This window comes from Dyella sp. SYSU CM1112 (assembly GCF_058216415.1).
This window is the reverse complement of sequence record NZ_JBZEGI010000005.1, coordinates 101,225-118,594: the sequence shown is the minus strand read 5'-3', so window position 1 is coordinate 118,594 and position 17,370 is coordinate 101,225. Positions and strand designations below refer to the sequence as shown.

19 protein-coding genes are annotated in these 17,370 nt (G+C 60.9%); 3 read left to right on the top strand and 16 right to left on the bottom strand.

Annotated features, from left to right (window positions below):
- Position 1 precedes the first annotated feature (1 nt).
- Complete coding sequence (locus AC4HNJ_RS09460; protein WP_490479313.1) at positions 2-1,435, top strand: efflux transporter outer membrane subunit; 1,434 nt, start codon at positions 2-4, stop codon at positions 1,433-1,435.
- Between the two features lie 71 nt (positions 1,436-1,506).
- On the opposite strand, the gene AC4HNJ_RS09455 is transcribed toward AC4HNJ_RS09460, so the two are convergent.
- The 6 genes from AC4HNJ_RS09455 to AC4HNJ_RS09430 all read right to left on the bottom strand — a co-directional run bounded on the left by AC4HNJ_RS09455 (position 1,507) and on the right by AC4HNJ_RS09430 (position 4,902).
- Complete coding sequence (locus tag AC4HNJ_RS09455; protein ID WP_490479312.1) at positions 1,507-2,682, bottom strand: AI-2E family transporter; 1,176 nt, start codon at positions 2,680-2,682, stop codon at positions 1,507-1,509.
- Complete coding sequence (locus AC4HNJ_RS09450; protein WP_490479311.1) at positions 2,679-2,990, bottom strand: hypothetical protein; 312 nt, start codon at positions 2,988-2,990, stop codon at positions 2,679-2,681. Before AC4HNJ_RS09450 ends, AC4HNJ_RS09455 begins: the two co-directional genes overlap by 4 nt.
- 1 nt (position 2,991) lies before the next feature.
- A complete protein-coding gene (locus AC4HNJ_RS09445; protein WP_490479310.1) occupies positions 2,992-3,453 on the bottom strand; it encodes an ABC transporter ATP-binding protein in 462 nt (153 codons plus the stop codon).
- A gap of 35 nt (positions 3,454-3,488) precedes the next feature.
- Positions 3,489-3,851 (bottom strand): ElaB/YgaM/YqjD family protein, encoded by a 363-nt coding sequence (locus tag AC4HNJ_RS09440; RefSeq protein ID WP_490479309.1) that lies wholly within the window; start codon positions 3,849-3,851, stop codon positions 3,489-3,491.
- 130 nt (positions 3,852-3,981) lie between these two features.
- Positions 3,982-4,137, bottom strand: coding sequence for a DUF1328 domain-containing protein (locus AC4HNJ_RS09435; RefSeq protein WP_490479308.1), 156 nt, complete (start codon positions 4,135-4,137; stop codon positions 3,982-3,984).
- A gap of 141 nt (positions 4,138-4,278) precedes the next feature.
- Entirely contained in the window at positions 4,279-4,902 is a 624-nt protein-coding gene (locus AC4HNJ_RS09430) for a YbhB/YbcL family Raf kinase inhibitor-like protein (RefSeq protein WP_490479307.1), read from the bottom strand.
- Between the two features lie 186 nt (positions 4,903-5,088).
- On the opposite strand from AC4HNJ_RS09430, the gene AC4HNJ_RS09425 reads away from it, so the two are divergent.
- Positions 5,089-6,567, top strand: a complete 1,479-nt coding sequence (locus AC4HNJ_RS09425; protein WP_490479306.1) for an AAA family ATPase — start codon at positions 5,089-5,091, stop codon at positions 6,565-6,567.
- Between the two features lie 33 nt (positions 6,568-6,600).
- On the opposite strand, the gene AC4HNJ_RS09420 is transcribed toward AC4HNJ_RS09425, so the two are convergent.
- From AC4HNJ_RS09420 to AC4HNJ_RS09410, 3 genes are read right to left on the bottom strand one after another with little or no spacing between them, the layout of a single operon-like run.
- A complete protein-coding gene (locus AC4HNJ_RS09420; protein ID WP_490479305.1) occupies positions 6,601-7,611 on the bottom strand; it encodes a YheT family hydrolase in 1,011 nt (336 codons plus the stop codon).
- Positions 7,608-8,408, bottom strand: a complete 801-nt coding sequence (locus tag AC4HNJ_RS09415; RefSeq protein WP_490479304.1) for a lysophospholipid acyltransferase family protein — start codon at positions 8,406-8,408, stop codon at positions 7,608-7,610. The genes AC4HNJ_RS09420 and AC4HNJ_RS09415 overlap by 4 nt, the downstream gene beginning before the upstream one ends.
- Before the next feature lie 31 nt (positions 8,409-8,439).
- Positions 8,440-8,919 (bottom strand): Lrp/AsnC family transcriptional regulator, encoded by a 480-nt coding sequence (locus tag AC4HNJ_RS09410; RefSeq protein ID WP_490479303.1) that lies wholly within the window; start codon positions 8,917-8,919, stop codon positions 8,440-8,442.
- A gap of 136 nt (positions 8,920-9,055) precedes the next feature.
- On the opposite strand from AC4HNJ_RS09410, the gene phhA reads away from it, so the two are divergent.
- The gene (gene phhA / locus AC4HNJ_RS09405) at positions 9,056-9,949 is read left to right on the top strand and encodes a phenylalanine 4-monooxygenase (protein ID WP_490479302.1); all 894 of its coding nucleotides are present in this window, start codon (positions 9,056-9,058) and stop codon (positions 9,947-9,949) included.
- Between the two features lie 167 nt (positions 9,950-10,116).
- Here phhA and AC4HNJ_RS09400 read toward each other — a convergent pair whose 3' ends face one another.
- The 7 genes from AC4HNJ_RS09400 to AC4HNJ_RS09370 all read right to left on the bottom strand — a co-directional run bounded on the left by AC4HNJ_RS09400 (position 10,117) and on the right by AC4HNJ_RS09370 (position 17,103).
- Positions 10,117-10,782, bottom strand: coding sequence for an SGNH/GDSL hydrolase family protein (locus AC4HNJ_RS09400; RefSeq protein WP_490479301.1), 666 nt, complete (start codon positions 10,780-10,782; stop codon positions 10,117-10,119).
- Between the two features lie 207 nt (positions 10,783-10,989).
- Positions 10,990-11,676, bottom strand: a complete 687-nt coding sequence (locus tag AC4HNJ_RS09395) for an RES family NAD+ phosphorylase (RefSeq protein ID WP_490479300.1) — start codon at positions 11,674-11,676, stop codon at positions 10,990-10,992.
- 119 nt (positions 11,677-11,795) lie between these two features.
- A complete protein-coding gene (locus AC4HNJ_RS09390; protein WP_490479443.1) occupies positions 11,796-12,164 on the bottom strand; it encodes an MbcA/ParS/Xre antitoxin family protein in 369 nt (122 codons plus the stop codon).
- Positions 12,165-12,271: 107 nt separating this feature from the next.
- A complete protein-coding gene (locus AC4HNJ_RS09385) occupies positions 12,272-14,008 on the bottom strand; it encodes a DUF885 domain-containing protein (protein WP_490479442.1) in 1,737 nt (578 codons plus the stop codon).
- Positions 14,009-14,049: 41 nt separating this feature from the next.
- Positions 14,050-15,699, bottom strand: a complete 1,650-nt coding sequence (locus tag AC4HNJ_RS09380; protein WP_490479299.1) for a SulP family inorganic anion transporter — start codon at positions 15,697-15,699, stop codon at positions 14,050-14,052.
- A complete protein-coding gene (locus AC4HNJ_RS09375) occupies positions 15,696-16,307 on the bottom strand; it encodes a ParB-like protein (protein ID WP_490479298.1) in 612 nt (203 codons plus the stop codon). The genes AC4HNJ_RS09380 and AC4HNJ_RS09375 overlap by 4 nt, the downstream gene beginning before the upstream one ends.
- 91 nt (positions 16,308-16,398) lie before the next feature.
- Positions 16,399-17,103 carry a helix-turn-helix transcriptional regulator gene (locus tag AC4HNJ_RS09370; protein ID WP_490479297.1) on the bottom strand — a complete coding sequence of 235 codons (705 nt, stop codon included), beginning with the start codon at positions 17,101-17,103 and terminating at the stop codon, positions 16,399-16,401.
- Between the last annotated feature and the right edge of the window lie 267 nt (positions 17,104-17,370).

Here is a 17,370-nt window from a genome sequence, read left to right as displayed (position 1 = left end):
GATGAGTCTTTTCCTTCGTAATACCGCTTTGTTCACGGCACTCGCGCTGGCCGGATGCGCCAGCGTGGGGCCTGACTACAAGACACCCAATACGCCCCCGGCCACGGTGCAGAATGTCGATGCAGCGCGTGAAAGCCACGCGCAGTTTCAGGCTACGTGGTGGAAACAATTCAACGATCCGGTGCTAGATGCCCTGATTCAACGCGCCGCCAAGGGGAGCCTTGACTTGCGCATCGCGCAAGCGCGGTTGACCGAGTCGCGCGCCTTGCTCGGCAGCGCCAAGTCCGATCAGATTCCTACTATCGACCCCTCGGTGTCCTACAGCCGCGCGATCGAACAGCAGCCTGGCTTCACCACGCAACGCATTCCGATCGATACCTATCAGGCCGGTTTCGATGCGTCGTGGGAGCTTGATCTGTTTGGCGGTATACGCCGCTCGGTGGAAGCGTCACGTGCGGATCTCGGTGCCAGCGAAGCGTCTCTGCACGATGCGCAGGTGAGCCTGTTTGCCGAAGTGGCGCGCAACTACTTTGAGCTGCGCGGCACGCAACAGCGGCTGGCGATTGCCCAGCGCAATATCGGCAATCAGGCCGATTCGTTGAAGCTGATCGAAGCGCGCGCGCAGATCGGCACGGCGTCGGAGCAAGACGTGGCGAGCGCCAGCGCACAGCTCAGCGCAGCGAAAGCGCAATTGCCGGTGCTGGATGCGCAGGCTCACGCTTATGAATATCGGCTTGCGGTGTTACTTGGCGAACGGCCGGGCCAGCTGGATGTCGACGTATCGCCCACCACGTTCAAGCCGATCGCCACAGTGTTGCCGATCGGCGACGCCGGCGAAGTGTTGTCGCGCCGTCCCGACGTACGCATGGCCGAGCGCGAATACGCCGCCGCCACAGCGCGCATCGGCGTCGCCAAGGCTGACTTCTTTCCGCACATCACGCTGGGCGGTTTTGTCGGATTCCTGGCTGGCCGCAGCAATGACTTCGGCGGCCTGGCTTCACGCGCCTGGTCCTACATGCCAAGCATCACGTGGAATGGCCTGAACGTGGAACGCGTGCGCTCGAACCTGCATGTCAGCGAAGCGCGTGCCGATGCGGCGGAAGCGAATTATCAGCGCACCGTGCTGCAAGCGATCGAGGACGTGGATAACGCCATTACCGGTTACAACGCGGAACATGCGCGCGTCGAGCAGTTGATCGCGCAAGCCGAGCAAAGCCGGCACGCGGCCGAACTGGCGCGCATCCGTTACCAGGAAGGTGCCACCGGCTATCTGGAATTGCTGGATGCCGAACGCGTGCAACTTGCCGCGGAGGACGCACTGGCGCAGTCGGAAAGTGCAATCGATACGCGCGCCGTTGCGCTGTACAAAGCACTCGGCGGTGGCTGGCAGGCTTGTGGCGACGCGAGTTGCTCGCAAGTGGCCCAAGCGCAGTAATGGTGTTGCCTTGCCCGACCCTGACCTTCTCCCCACAGGGGAGAGGGTGCTATGTCAGCCGGGCATGGCCGTCAGCGCTGCACCATCCGCGCAAACCATTCCCAACCGCGTACCCGTTCCGCGATGAGCTTGGCGCTGGTCAACATCGGCACAGCCAGCAAGGCGCCGGGAACACCCCATAGCCAACCCCAGATCAACAACCAGATGAGGATGGCGATCGGGCTGACGCGCATGCGCCGGCCGAGAATCATCGGGGTGATCAGATTGCCTTCGACAGCGGTGACACAAGCGAAGCAGAACGCGGGCAGCAGCGCGCGCGGGAATTCGTCGAAATGCACCAGGCCGACAAACAATAGCGTCGTCGTGGTGACAATGGCGCCGACATAGGGAATGAAGTTGGCGAACATCGCGACCGTGCCCCATAACAGCGGGTCGGGCACGTGCAGCCAATAAAGCATGCCCGCAGTGATGCTGCCGAGCATGGCATTGATGACGACCGTGGTGAGGATATAGCGCGACACTTCGGATTGAATGCCGCGCACGATGCTGACCGCGTGGCGTTTGTAGCCGAAATTGGGCGCGATCTCGACCAGCCTACGCAGGATCAGGTCACCATAGACCAAAAAGAAAAATACCAGCAGCACTACCGTCAGTACCGCCGCCAGGACTTTCGGCGCGTTCGACAGGACGTCCCATACGTTGATGGCGACGTCGCCGGCATTTTGAGCGGTGGGCCGCGTCGGATGGCCGTTGACCAATGTCTGGGTCGCCCGGCCCGCCGCTTCGAGTGGCCGGGTGATGTGTTCGAGCTTGGGAATGAAGCTGCGTATCTGCGATGGCGCTGTGTGCAGCCAGCTCAACGCGGGCTGTGTGAGCATGCTGATACCGCTTGCGATGCCGGCGATCAGACTCAGCATCAACACGCTCGCCCCCAGCCATCGGGGTACGCGATGACGCGTGCCACGCGCCACGATGGGGTTGAGCGCCAATCCGATAAAGGCCGCCAGCACCAGCGGAATGACCAGTGCCTTGACCAGGGTAACGGTGTAGAGCAGGGCCAGAATCAGCAGTGCGTTGAGCGTCATGCGGATGCCGCGCAAATGTCCGCGCAGCCGGTAGACACCTCGCGTGGCTTGGTTGACCTGCCGGGTAAAGGCGGAAGAGGGAGCTGGCGCAGGCGGGGGCTCAGCGGTCGCCACATCCTCGGCCGCAGGGCCAGGCAATGCGGTGGTCTCGATGGTGCTCATGGCTGGCTGCTGTCGCCATCGCCATCGCCGTTGTCGTCCATGCCCATTTCGGCGATCAGCCGCGCGCCATGCGCCACCAGCTCCGCCACGCCAGTGCTCAGCATCGTGACCAGGCCCGGCACGCGCACGGGACCTACTCCGAGACTGCCAAGCACGAAGCCGGCGCCTGCCGCCGCGCCGACGGTGGTCAAGGGATGACGGTAGCCTCGCTCCAGCAGGGATGCTGCCGGCGCCGCCATTTCTTCCCGATGCACCGCCACGCGCTGGCGCGCTTCGCGAACGCGTTCAAGCTGCTTGAACAGGCTCATGTCATTTCTTCCCCTTGTCGATATTCTGCTCGGCCTGATGCAAAGCGTCGCGCATGATGGCGTGCCATTCCTGTCGTGTGGCCGGCAGGCTCATCCAATGCATGCAGCGGCGAAACAACAGTATCGCGCCGAATAATGCCAGGGCTTCCACTACCGCAAGCACCACGAACGCCAGAATCCAGGAGCCGAGCCATTTCGCCAGCACCAGCCCCATCAGGCCCAACAGGGTAAGGCCCAGGCCCACCCCTGCGATCGTGGCCCCCAATCCGGCGGCCAACAACCAGGACACCGCACTGCGGGCCAGCCCCAGTTCGGCGGCCAGCAAATGCAGCTGCGCGCCGAACAAGCTGCGCAGCGCTTGCGCCAGGCGACCGATTTCATCAAGCAGGCCCGCGGACGCCGGCTGCGAAGGTGGTTCGGCTTGCCCGGTCGTTTCATCATCATCGTGCACGGAATCGTGCATGGCGCGCCTCCGTGCTCAGGTTCTACCGATCAAACTCAGCGACGCAAAATGCGGCCGAGCAACCAACCAGCGCCGAGCGCGATGGCCACTGCTTGCACCGGCTTTTCACGCACGTATTCCCGCACGTCTTCCAGCCATTCATCCGCGCGGTCCTTGGCCTGCTCGTAGGCAGCACGTCCCCGCTCGCCGGCCTCGGCGACTTTGTCGCTAGCACGGTTGGCAGCACCTGCGGCCTTGTCGGTCGCCTGATGCACGCGCTCCTCGACCCGATCGGCTGCCCGGTCGAATTTCTCTTTGCTGCTGGCCACGGCATCGGAGGTCGCTTGCTTGATGCGCTCGGCACCGTTGTCGATGCGCCCGTGCATGCCGTTTTCGTGCTCCTGGACTTCTTTGTTCATGACATTCTCCCGTAGTAAAGGATGTTCTCTACCGCTTATCGACATCGCCGTTTCACAACGGAGTGAAGGCATCCCTAAGTCTTCACTCTAGCGTTTTGTCGGGACATTGGCTGAATCGCGCACCGTCTGTTCAGTTACTACGCCGAAAGAACGCAATCAGCGCCAGGATCAGGAACAAAACGAACAGCACCTTGGCAATCCATGCGGCCGTCCCGGCAATGCCGGTGAAGCCGAGGATGGCCGCGATCACCGCGATAACCAGGAACACCAGGGCGTAATGCAACATGACGGCGTCCTCCTCTTCGATCCTGCCTCCCGGCTTCCGACAGGGCGGTTGCTGCCGCACCTGGTCCGATGTGCCACAGGGCGCGCTGTCCTGGCGTGAAAGCCTCCAGGGTCCGGACGCCGGATACCGCTGCCGGAACCGTCAAGCCGGCACGTTGGGATTCAAGCTGTAGGTGCCGGTCAGCGAAGCCTCTGCCAGGACATGCCCATTCATGGCTGCACGCAGCTCGGCTAATGAAAAGCCGGGCTTCAATGCAAGGTACTCGAGATCCAGCGCGTGAATGTGGAAGTGGTAGTGGTGCACAAGCGAATCGTTCCATGGCGGGCACGGACCGTCATAACCGAGGTAGGCCCCTTCCATCTGCGGATCACCCTTGAACCAATCGGTGTAGCTGTTGAGGCCCTGCACGCTTCCTGGCGGCCCGAAGGGCTCCTTCTTACCATGCGGGGTGATCCCGTCGCTGCAAGCACCCTCTGCCAATTCCCCGCATTCCGCCGGAATGTTCACCATCAGCCAATGTACGAATTCCACGCGCGGCAGATCTGCCGGCACTACACGGCCTTCCTTGTTCACATCATCGGCTTGGCTCGGAACATCGGTGTCGACGCAGGTAAGTACGAACGAGCGCGTGCCGGCGGGAGCATCCTTCCAGGCCAGATGGGGACTGCGGTTATCCGACAGCTCCATGGGACGGCCGGGCTTACCGAACGCGCAGGTCGGCGGGATCGGCTTGCCAGGTTGGAAGTTGTCGCTGCGTAGCTGCATGGTGAATCTCCGAGACGCCAGGGAAGGCCCTTGAGTTTGGGCCAAGTTGGAAACAGGACAAGCAGGTGCCTGCTGAGAAAACTGTCATCTTTGCCGGATGCCGGCTCGACGTCAGGCGAGCATAACGCGCCGCCGATGATCCACCTGTGACAGCTCTGCTACCTTAGGCGTCCTGCCGGAGGACGCATGAGCGAACTGGATGACCTGAGCACGCTGGTGCGTGCCGCTACACCGTTGCTGGTGATCGAGACGATAGACGAACAGCGGGTCATTGAATGTTTCCGCCATGTCATCGCTCAGGCGCTTTATCCGCTTTGGCAATGGACATTGACCGAGGGCCTGGAACGGCTCGATTTCAATGGACCAAGAAATCTTGACGTCGCCCCGGATGCCACCGCCACGCTCCATGCGATCCGCGAAGCGGGGCAGCGCGGCATCTACCTCTTGTTCGATTTCCAACCGTGCTTGCAGTACGCCGTGACGCTGCGACAAGTACGAGAGATTGTGCAAAGGCAGCGTTCGGCGGCGCATACGTTGGTGCTGGTCGGCGCGAAGGTCGAACTGCCGCAAGAGCTCGACGCCCTGGCCACACGCGTGCCGCTGGCCCTTCCCAACATCAAGGAACTGGCCGGCATCATGCGTGGCGAAGCCGCTGCATGGCAGCGCGAAAACAATCGCAAGCTGGAAGTGGATAATGAAGCGGCACGCACCATCGTGCGCAACCTGCTCGGCTTGAGTGCGCCCGACGCACGGCGCATCGTGCGCAAACTGATTTATAACGATGGGGCGCTCACTGCCAACGACCTGCCCGCGCTGATGCAGGCCAAGTTCGATCTGCTCAACCGCTCTGGCCTGCTGCATTACGAATACGCCACTGCCAGCTTTGCCGATGTCGCAGGGGTAAGCCATGTGCGCGACTGGGTGCAGCGGCGGCGCGCGGTGTTTCTCGACCCTAATCCTGCGCCGGCGCTCGACCCACCCAAAGGCGTTTTGTTGCTCGGCGTGCAGGGTTGCGGCAAAAGCCTTGCGTCCAAGGCCATCGCCGGCGGCTTCGGGGTGCCATTGATACGGCTGGATTTCGGCTCGCTCTACGACAAGTATCAGGGCGAAACGGAAAAGAACCTGCGCGAAGCCCTTTCCAGCTGCGAGCTCCTTGCTCCATGCGTGCTATGGATCGATGAAATCGAAAAGGGCTTGGCCAGCGGCGGGGAAGATGGCGGTGTTTCGCGCCGGGTGCTTGGTTATCTGTTGACCTGGATGGCGGAGCGCAAATCGAAGGTATTCGTGGTTGCCACCGCGAACACGGTGGATGAGCTTCCACCCGAATTGCTGCGCAAAGGGCGCTTCGATGAAATTTTTTTCGTCGATCTGCCCAGAGCCGAGGTGCGCGCGGCCATCTTCGACCTTCATCTGAAACGCCGCAAAATCGACGCGAACGTTTTCGATTTGCATGCTCTCGCGGAAGCGAGCGAGGGGTTTTCCGGCGCGGAAATCGAGCAGGTTATCGTCAGCGCGCTTTACGATGCCGGCGGAGATGGTGCGGCGCTCGATCAACCGGCCTTGCTCCACGCACTGCAGGCGACCAGACCGCTGTCGGTATTGATGCACGAACGGGTGGAAGCGCTGCGCGCATGGGCGAATACTCGTTGCGTGCCGGCGGATTGAGCGTCTTTCCCGACTGAATGCCTGGCCGCGTGGTCAGGCTGCCGTGTCAGCGACAGCATTGAAGCGCGCCGCGATGTAGTCGTCGCAGAAACTCGTCATGTCCCAGCCGCGGATGAAGCCGCAGTGGCCGCCGTAAGCGGCGATGTCCAGTTCAACGTTATCGGGCAGCTCCAGTCTTTCAAACGCATCGACAGGAATCACCGGATCGTCGCGCGCCGTAAGAATCGTGGCCGGAATCTGCATGGCGGCGAGTGCACGGCCCGCGACCGAATAGCCTTCCAGATACGCTTCGAGCGAACCGAAATCGGTATGGCGTAATACCAGCGATTCGGTCAGGCCGCGAAGATTCTGCTTCAGCTCCTGCAACTCGAAATATTCTTGCTGCGGGAACGCCGCCTGCTTGGCGCGCAGGGAACGGCGCCACTTGTTCATGAAATACGCCTGATAGAACCAGGGGGCGGTTTCCTCTAGCGAGAACAAGCCTTCGCTGGGATCGATGATGGGACACACCGCCAACGCGTACTTCAATGGAATGCCTTTCGACGGCGCCTGCATCGCCACGCGCAGGGCGAAGTTGCCGCCCAGGGAAAAGCCGGCAAGCGCGATGGTGCGGGAGGGCCAGCGCTGGGCGATATCGCCCAGGGCATGCACTACTTCATCGAGGCGGCAGGAGTGGAACAGCGCTTCGTTCAACGTATGGCTTTCGCCATGGTCGCGAAAATTGAGGCGAAAGATGTCCCAACCTTCGTCCAGCAGGCGACTGCCCGTCTGCAGTACATAGGTGGAATCGACACTGCCTTCCCAGCCATGGAACAGCACGGCCAGGCCGCGCGAGGCAGGCAAGGTTTTCTGCGCTGTAAAGGATCCGGTGAGGCGGATGCCGTCACCGCCGTCCACCATCACCGGCTGCGCATCGTCCAGTACCCGATAGGCCGTGCGTGGAAGCAGAAGCCGACGTATGCCGCTGGAGGAGAGCATGGTTTGAATGTGGCCATTAGTCAGCGGCCAAGGCGGATGGAAATCGCCTCCTTGCGGCAAGGTCATGCAGGACGATCCTCAAGCGCCGCCGCGATACGTTCGCGCGCGAGTTCAGCCATTCGGCGGCGGCCATCCGGATTCGTGGGCACCGGCTCGAGGAAGTGCACTTCCGCATCCATTGAAGCGCCGCCGAGCATGCGCAGGAAGTTTTGCAAGAAGTTCTCGTGCTCGCGAAAGCCTGCGTCGACCTGGCGCCGACCGTCCTTGGCAAAACGCAGTGCGACCGGTTGCACCGGCACCTCGGCATCCAGGGCGGCCTGGAAAATGCGCGCGTGAAACACTTTCAATACGCCGTTGTGGCCGGTGCCGCCTTCGGGGAACACCGCCACCGAGCGGCCCTCGCGCATCCGCTCCACCATCACCTGCATCACTGCTGCCAGCGAGTGATTGTTGCCGCGACGATGAAAAATGGTGCCGCCGCTTGATGCCAGCCATCCGACCAGCGGCCAGCTGGCGATCTCCGCCTTGGCGACGAAGCAGGCAGCGCGCTGGCTGTGCAGGAGCTCGATGTCGATCCAGGAGGTGTGATTAGCCACGAACAGCACGGCATCCGGCAGCGGCTGCCCGATGCGTACGGAACGCAAACCGAAAATCCGCATCAGGCCGGTGGACCACATTCGGATCATCCGATGGGTAAACGGCTCGCGGCCGTCCTTCATCACCGCATGGCGATTCCAGGTAAGGATAAGCCCGCACAAAAGGATGCCCAGCACGATATGCACGAGCAACAGGGGTACGCGCCACAGATAGCGTAGCGGTCGCAAAAGATCGCGGTCCGGGGAAGAAACGGCTTCAATACTCATCGGTACATCATTTTAACGTTAAGTCGGTCCTTTAAGTGCGTTCGAGCTGACGCAACGGCAGCGATGGCGAACGCTTCACGGTGCGCAGCACGAAGCTGGAATTCACATCGGCCACGGAAGCATCATTCAAGAGCTGATCGAGCAGGAAACGGGAAAAATGCTCAAGATCGGCGACATAGACGTGCATGAGGTAATCCATGTCACCGGTCAGTGCGTGACAGGCCACCACTTCGTCCCATTTGGCAAGACGCTCCACGAAGCGCTCGATCGCCGCGCCTTCGTGCCGGGCGAGCTGAACGCGCACGAAGGCCTGCAACCCCAGACCGACCGCTTGCGGATTTACCTGGGCGGCATAACCCTCGATAACACCTTCGGATTCCAGGCGTTGCAGGCGGCGCAGGCAGGCCGAAGGCGACAGGTTCACGCGTTCAGCCAATTCGGTATTGGTCACCCGTCCCTCGGCCTGGAGCACCGCCAGCATGCGAAGATCGATCCGATCGAGCTCTGTCATTGCAATATTCCCGCATAAATACATTCATTGACGGATGAATATTGCACATTGAACCTGTGACTACACAATAAAACAACCATCATGCGCGATACCGGCCGTATGATTTTGCTTGCCACCTTTAAGACGCCGAACCGCCATGGAAAACGACACTCCCCGCCGGGTTGAGCATCAACAGACTGATCGCGGCTATGTGCCGGTGTATGCCACCGGCGTGGTCGAGCAACCCTGGGCAAACTACAGCCGCACCGATCATGAGGTGTGGGATACCTTGTACAAGCGCCAGCGCGCATTGCTGCCGGGGCGGGCGTGCCAGGAATTCCTGGAAGGCGTGGAACGCTTCGGCCTCGGCGATGGCGGTATTCCCAAATTCGCCGAACTCAACAAGCTGTTGGGCAAGGCGACGGGCTGGGAACTGGTGGCGGTGGAAGGCCTGCTGCCGGATGAGGTGTTTTTCGACCATCTGGCCAACCGCCGCTTTCCGGTGAGCTGGTGGATCCGCAAACCGGAGCAGCTCGACTACCTCAGCGAGCCCGACCTGTTCCATGACCTGTTCGGCCACGTGCCGCTCTTGCTCAATCCGGTTTTCGCCGACTACATGCAAGCATATGGTCGTGGCGGCATGAAAGCTTTCGGCATCGGCCCCGACGCGTTGATGAATCTGACGCGCTTGTATTGGTATACGGTGGAGTTCGGCCTGATCAACACGGCCGACGGCATGCGCATTTACGGCGCGGGTATCGTGAGCTCCAAGGGCGAATCGATTTACAGCCTGGATTCGGCGGCACCCAATCGCATCGGTTTCAAGCTGGAGCGCGTGATGAATACGCGCTACCGGATCGATACCTATCAGCAAACCTATTTCGTGATCGACAGCTTCGAGCAGCTGTTTGACGCTACGCGGCCGGACTTCACCCCCATCTATGCCACGCTGAAACAGCAGACCGCACATGCGGCCGCTGATGTGCTGGATAGCGATCGCGTGTTCCAGCGCGGTACGCGCGAAGGATTTGCAGCGAACGCAGATACCTGATTATTCCTGCTTCGCTGAAGGAAGCGATCAGCCCTCGATGTTGACCCATCCAGAAGCTGGGGCTTTGGCTTTCACTGGGGTGCCGGGGCCATAGGCTGGCGCGGTCAAGAGTTGCCGAGCCGATGGGCTTCGCCGCTAATCAAAAACGGATTTGCCTACCAGCCACATCAGCCCGCATGCGCATCCACCCACGGCTTGATGATGCTGATCCACAACGTGTAACCCGTCCGATTCATATGCAGGCCATCGGCCACAAACCATTTGGGTTGCGGCTGCCCGTCGGACCCGAGCATCGGCGTGAAGACATCGAGATAGGTCACGCCCGTTTGGGTCGCAGCGTACTTGCGCACCAGCGCGTTGGCTTCCTTGATCTTCGAGAGCAAGGCCTTGCGCGCCATGCTCGGCTTGATGGCGACAAAAGCGATCGGCACGCCCGGATCTTCCGAACGCGCCTTGCGCACGAAGGCCGCAAAATCATCGCGCACTTGTTGCGGGCTATGGCCAGCCCACAAGTCGTTGTCGCCGGCATACATAACGATCGCCTTGGGGTGATAAGGCGCCACGATACGGTCCGCGAAATACGTGGAGTCGCTGATTTCGGATCCGCCGAAGCCACGATTGATCACGTTCACTTCCGGAAAATCCGCCGCGACGGATTTCCAATGCTCGATCGACGAGCTGCCGATGAACAGCACCGCATGCTTCGGCGGCGGATTCACGCGGTCGGACGCTTCAAATGCCGCGATCGCCGAATCCCATTGGGCATGATTGGTTTGCGCGGCGCAGGTAACGCATGGGATCAAAGCAAGCAGCAGCGATAGCAGAATTTTCATGACACTCCCGAGGGACTAGCCCTTTCTCATGACGTATCGAAGGATCGTGAAGGCGTCGAAAACGATCTTCGGATGAGGACGCATCCACCGATCATAAGCCTGCCTGATAATGTCCATTCCTGACTGGAAATCAAGCGACCGCGATATCGTGCAGCCGACTTCGTGAGCAACAACCCCGCGCCAACCCTCCGCTGCACGCAGGGATCATCAACGGCGCTTCAGCTCGCTGACCTCCAACACCTGCGCGATGCGTTCACCATCCCAGCGATAAATCATGTGTTGCGCCTGCACGCACGGTGCCACCACGTCGGGATAGAAGGCTGCAAGGCATTCGCCACCCGAATGACGCACGCTGTCGTAGACGATGCCATCCGATCCTTCTTCACGCAGCCTGCGTGCCAGCTTGATGCTGGCGTTGTAGCTGTCAGGATCATGCGCTTCGCGCCACGCGCCACGGATGTCGTGCAATTTGCAGTCGACGCTGGTGCGGTAGCAGCGCATTTCGAGATCACAGGCGGGTTCAGAGGTGGCAGCAAGAAAACGTTCGCGGTGATACACCGTTTCCTCTACGGCGGTCATAACGCTATGCGCTGCGTAGAACACGCCCCATGTGCCATCGGAAAAGCGACTGCCTTCCGGATTGAGGTGCGTGAATGCCGCCATCACCGGCGTCGAGCCTGGACCGCTGATGCGGCGATCCTTCGGCACCCGTCGCAGCGCGTCGGCCTCCTCGCGCAAACGCGGATTGGTCAGCGCTTCGATCGCAAAAACGGCATCCAGATCGGCAGGATCGACGATGCGGTCGAACAGTCCGCTGGGCGGAAAGCGGCTCGGTACGATGCGGTAGGCGTGGGTCCAGCGAATGCGTCGGAGAGGAGGCGTATCGAGAGGCATGGCGTCTTCCGCGGCACGTCAGCGTGTCGTGTTGTTCTTCCCTGTCGGCATCGCATGATGCCTGGCTATGCTCTCGCTGGCTGCGACAGACGTCTTGGAAGCGCTCGCCGGAAGCCGCATTACCAGCCGCGTTGTGCGTCGAGGTATTGCCGCACGACGTACAGGTCGCTCACGTTGCCGGAAAGCATGCGCTCCAGCGCCGAGTGTCCGCCGAACAGTGGCGCCTGATTGGGCTTGTGCAGCCACGCATCCGCTTGCCCGGCATCAGGAAACAGAATCTGCAAGGCTTTGTAGATGCCCAGCAGATAGCTGATGCGCTCCAGTGTGTCGCGTCCCAAGGTGCCTTCCTGATGCCGTTTCCATTTGTAGAACGTGGATTCCGGCGGATCGCCCAGCAATTTTCGTTGCTCGGCAATACGCAGGTTCCAGCGGTCGGCCAACTTGAAAAAGGCGCGCAGGGCAGGGCCGCTCAATTCATCGGCTGGCATGGACTTGGGCAAAGCATGGGCAGCTGTCACACTTGACTCTCCCAATGAAGCTTGAATCCATACTACTTCACAGGTGAAGTTTTTGCCAATGACCCCAACTGGTACCTTCAGGGAGCGTTGCCGCTTTTCCCGCACTGGCAGCCATAATCCGGCTCCGGCCCCCCTTCGGCGATAAACCGGTCGATCCGCTGCGCCAGCACTGGCAAGGGCACCGAACCGGTGGATAGCACCGTGTCGTGAAAAGCGCGGAGGTCGAACTTCGGCCCCAGCGCCTTTTCCGCCTTGGCGCGCAGCTCCAGCAGTTTCAAGTAGCCGATCTCATAGGAGAGCGCCTGACCTGGCCAGCTGATATAGCGGTCCACTTCATTGGCGATCTCACGATCGGACAAGGCCGTGTTTTCCGTCATGTAGTCGATCGCCTGCTGCCGCGTCCAGCCCAGATGATGAATGCCGGTGTCGACCACCAGGCGGCAAGCCCGCCACATCTGGTAAGTGAGATAGCCGAAGCGCTGATAAGGCGTCTTGTAGATGCCCATCTCATTGCCGAGGTATTCCGAATACAAGCCCCAGCCTTCGCCGTACGCGGAAATGTAGCCGTTACGCCGGAAGGCTGGCTGATCGTGTTCTTCTTCGGCCAACTCCAGCTGCAATGCATGGCCCGGGTAGGATTCATGCAAGGTCAGCGCCGGCATGTTGTAGAGCGGACGCGACGGCAGGTCATACGTGTTGACCAGATAAACGTCCGGACCGCCGCGACCCGAGGTGTAGTACGGCGCGATGGCGGCCGGTACCGGCTCGATGGTGAAACGCTCGCGCGGCAGATGCCCAAAGAATTTGCCGAGCTGTCCATCGACTTCCTTGGCGACCCATGCCGTGCGGTCGAGCAGTTCCTGCGGCGTCTTGGCATAAAACCGCGGATCCGTGCGCAGGAAATGCAGGAAGTCGGCGAAGCTGCCCTTGAAGCCGGTTTGCCGCATCACTTGCAGCATCTGCGCGTGGATCTTCTGCACTTCCTGCAAACCAAGCTTGTGGATGGTGTCCGGATCCAGATCGAGCGTGGTGTATTCGCGGATCTGCTGACGGTAATAAGCCTTGCCGTCCGGCAATGCCTCTGCTGCAAGCGTAGTACGCGCCTCTGGCACGTATTCGTTGCGGAAGAAATCCAGCAGCTTGGCGTAAGCGGGAATCACGCCACGAAGGATTTTCTCGCGTGCATCGGCCTGGATGGCAGCAACGTCGGCAGCGGGGATGCTCGCCGGCATGTGCTGCAGCGGCGCATAGAACGTGGTCTGGGTGGGATCCTTGATATGGGCGACGGCGGCGATCGATACGTCGCGTCCCGCCAGCACGGCGCGCGGTACGCTGAAGCCGCGCTTCAAACCTGCCCGCATATTGGCGATCTCCTGATCGAAATACGCAGGCACCTGGCCCAGGCGCTCTACATAGCGCCGATAGTCCGCTTCAGTGCGCAGTCCATCGGTGCCGAGATCGTCATACAGCTCGCTCCAAAAGGCGGAATCACTGTTGAACGGCATTTGCCATTGCTTGAATTGCTGGTCGGCGATGAAGTTACGGATCTGCTCGCGATACACCGCATAATTCACCTGGTCTGCCCGCGAGAGCTGCTTCACGTCGACCATGTCGAGCTGCTGCATCACCTTCTGCCAGTAGTCGAGACGTTCCTGCTGGCTCTTCGCATCCACTTGGTCGAGGCGGCCGTTATTGGGCTGAGATTCCCCTGATGCGCTGATGCCGGCCTGTCCGGTGCGCCACGCCCACTCCTGCCGGTAAATCTGCTGGAAGTGTGCGTCAGCGCTCTGCTGCGCGAATACGGGCATGGCCATTACCAGGCCCGCGGCCAAGCCACCCAGACGCAGTGCAGTCTTCACTTTGTTTGATTCCCCGTTGCGGACGGCGTGTCCATGGATGCCAGCACGGCATCTTCCACGCTCCAGTAATTCAATGCCTGTGGCGAAAGCTGGGGCAGAGCGGCGCGCAGCAGCAGCGTTCGCGTGTCATCCTTCAAACGCGCCACGTGCAAACCCACGTCACGCGACTGCAGCCAGCGTGAAAAATCGCCGAGCGACTCAAGCGCCGTGCTGTCCAGATCCGGCGACGCCTCCAGGCTGAGCACGACCTGCTTCAAGCCGGGACGCCCTTCCACTTGCTTGCGCGCCAGGACCATGACGGACTCGGCATTGGCAAAGAACAAGGGTTCTTCCGGACGCAGGATAAGAATACCTTGCGGCTGCACCGCATCCGGGTGCTGCGCGATATCGACGAAATCATGGCCATTGGCGAGACGGCCGAGCACACTCAAGCGCGCTTCCGCGAACTGGCGCAACAGCAAGACCAGACTGAATACGATGGCGAGCAGCAGGCCGTTGAGAATGCCCAGCGATAACACGGCAGCGACGGCAGCAAGTACCAGCAGGCGATCGCGCTTCCATTGCAAGTAAGGCCGGAAGACGGCAAGCCGCCAGGATTTACTCACCGCATGGATGACGATGGCGGCAAGCACGGTCAAAGGAATGCGTTCGATCCAGCGCAGCAGTAGCGCCACCATCAACAGTACCGTTGCCGCCGCCACCAGCCCGGCCAAGCGCGATTGCGCCCCAGCGGCCTCGTTCGCAGAAGTGCCCGAGTACCCCGCGCCGACCGGCATTCCGTGAAACAGGCCGCACAACACGTTCGCCACGCCTAACACCAACAGATCGCGATTGGGATCGACACGGTCGTTGTGTTTGAGCGCAAAGCCACGGATCGAACTGTATGACTCGGCATACAGAATCAGCAGCAGCGCCGCCGCCAGTTCGATGCTGGGCAACCATTCGCCACTCGACGGCCACGCGGGCATGCCTAGGCTCAAATGCAGATCGATCGTACCTGTCAGCGGTACCCCATGCGATGCCAACCAACCCGACATCGCCACGCCCAGCGCTATCACCAGCAAGCTGCCTGGCAGGCGCGGCACGCGTTCGCACGCATAGAGCAGCAACAGCGCTACCGCCCCTGCACCCAAGGTCACCGGGTGAATCTGTGCGGATGTCCGCACCAGATCCGCCAACAGCAAGGGTACGAAATCGCCGTGCAAATCCGGCCAGCCCCCCAAATGCGGCAGTTGCTTGAGCGCAATGACAATCGCCAGGCCGAAGGTATAGCCGCGCAACACTGGCCGTGCGATGAGATGCGACATGCCACCTAGCCGAGCAAATCCGGCAGCAAGAAAACAACACCCACCGAGCACCACCAGCATGGCAGCGACGGCGACGTGCGATGTCGCATTCCCGGACAGCAGCAGTGTGCCAGCGGCCAGCACCGCTGCCGATGAGGAGGTGGACGATACAATCGCGAAGCGGCTAGTGCCCAGCAGCCCGTAGCAGATCAAACCGATGAACAAAGCAACGACGCCAGCCTCCGGCGGCATGCCTGCGATACCCGAATAGGCGACCGCCTCGGGCACCAATAACCCGGCGATAGCCAGCCCTGCCAACACATCAGCCACGCGCATCGGTGCTGCAAAAGCCGCTTTCATTGAATTTGGCCACTCCAGCCCGGCAAATAGGCTGTGTCGTGCGAATGCGCGAAGATCAACGCATCCTGCAATTGCTTTGCAGTCACACGCCCAGCCTTCAGTGTCATGTGGCGTCGATAGAAATCCGCCCACAGGAATTCCGAGTACGGCGTAGCGTCCTTGGAATAGCCCCCCGCCATGCGCACGCGCGCCGCCAGGGTTCGATACGGATCATCCGCCATCTCACCGAGCCGGCGCGGAATCGCGTCGTACGCCTGGCGGTCGCCATGTTCATTGTAAGGATGGGCCCAGCGGTTGAACTCCATGGTGCGCCAGAACACCGGCGGCTCCAGCCACGAGAAATCACGCTGAATCATCACCGGCACATGCTTCACGCCCTCTTCGAGCAGGGCCAGTCCGAGATGGTGGTGATCGACGATGAAGACCTGGTTTTTCGGACCGAGCACACCGGGAAACCAATGTTCGGCCAGCATCAGCTTGCGCTTCTTCTTGCCGAGCTTCTCCCATTGCGTTCGTTTTTCGGCCACCTCGGCCTTGCCCACCGTCATCTGAGTGGGGCGCAATTTTTCCGGTGCGATCGACAAAAGCGGGTGATGGACGCCTGGCATGGCGGGACTCCTGCGGCAACCGTTGGTTGGCGCAGGGTAGCTGAAGCAACGCCGCTCGCGGGATGGATGAGGCGAATACCGCTCTCAACCTTTACTCCAGTCCGGCGTAATACCCACGCATGGCCTGGAGATAGGAGGCGAGGTTGCGATCGGCTGGGCTTTCGAAGACCTCGCCGGTATTCTCGATGCAAGCAATGCGGTCAGGCCGAAAATTGCGGAAATCGCGCCGCAGCCGACACCAGGTACCAAGCGTCCATTTACCGCCCCAGAAGGCCAGGCAAAGCGGCTCGACATCGCGCTTACTTTCGCGCCCAGCCTCGTCACGGTAAAGCAGGCGCAACACGTGCTGCGCTTCGATCGCCGCATGCAGCTGATCGATACGCGCGGCGAAGGCGACCGATTCTTCATCACGCCAGATCGGCGCATAAATGCGCGTGCGCGAAGAGCGCTCACGCAGTTCCGGCGGCAGCACCGCTTCGATTTTCATCAGCGCCGCTTGCGCACCCGCAGCCAGCTTTTCTCCGGCAAAGGCGCGCACGAAGCGCGTGCCGACCACCAGCGATTCGAGTTCGTCAGCAGTAAACATCAGCGGCGGAATGTCCGAGCCTTTGCGCAGCACATAGCCCACGCCAGCCTCGCCTTCGATGGGTACACCGGAGAGCTGAAGATCGGCGACGTCGCGGTAGACCGTGCGCAACGAGACACCCAAGGTTTCAGCGAGCTGACGTGCCTGCAGAGCGGTCCTTCGACCGCGCAGGGCGTTGATAATGAGGAAGAGGCGATCGGCGCGTCGCATCCGTGCATGATCGCCCAGCTGATCGTATTGAACCAGCCTCTGAAGTCACATCTGTGCGTCGCAGCCGGTGAGAACGCTCTATGCATCAAGGCAGATTGAGCGCGTTTTTCTTTCACCGGAGCCAACGTCGGCAGAAGGCCGTGACCGGCGTGCCAGGCAGACACAACACGACCTGTCGCTTGTAGCCCCATGTCCCACCCTTCTCTATGGAGAAGAAGGGTGGGAAGGATTTCAGGCAGGGCGCTCATGCACACAGGAATATCAGCA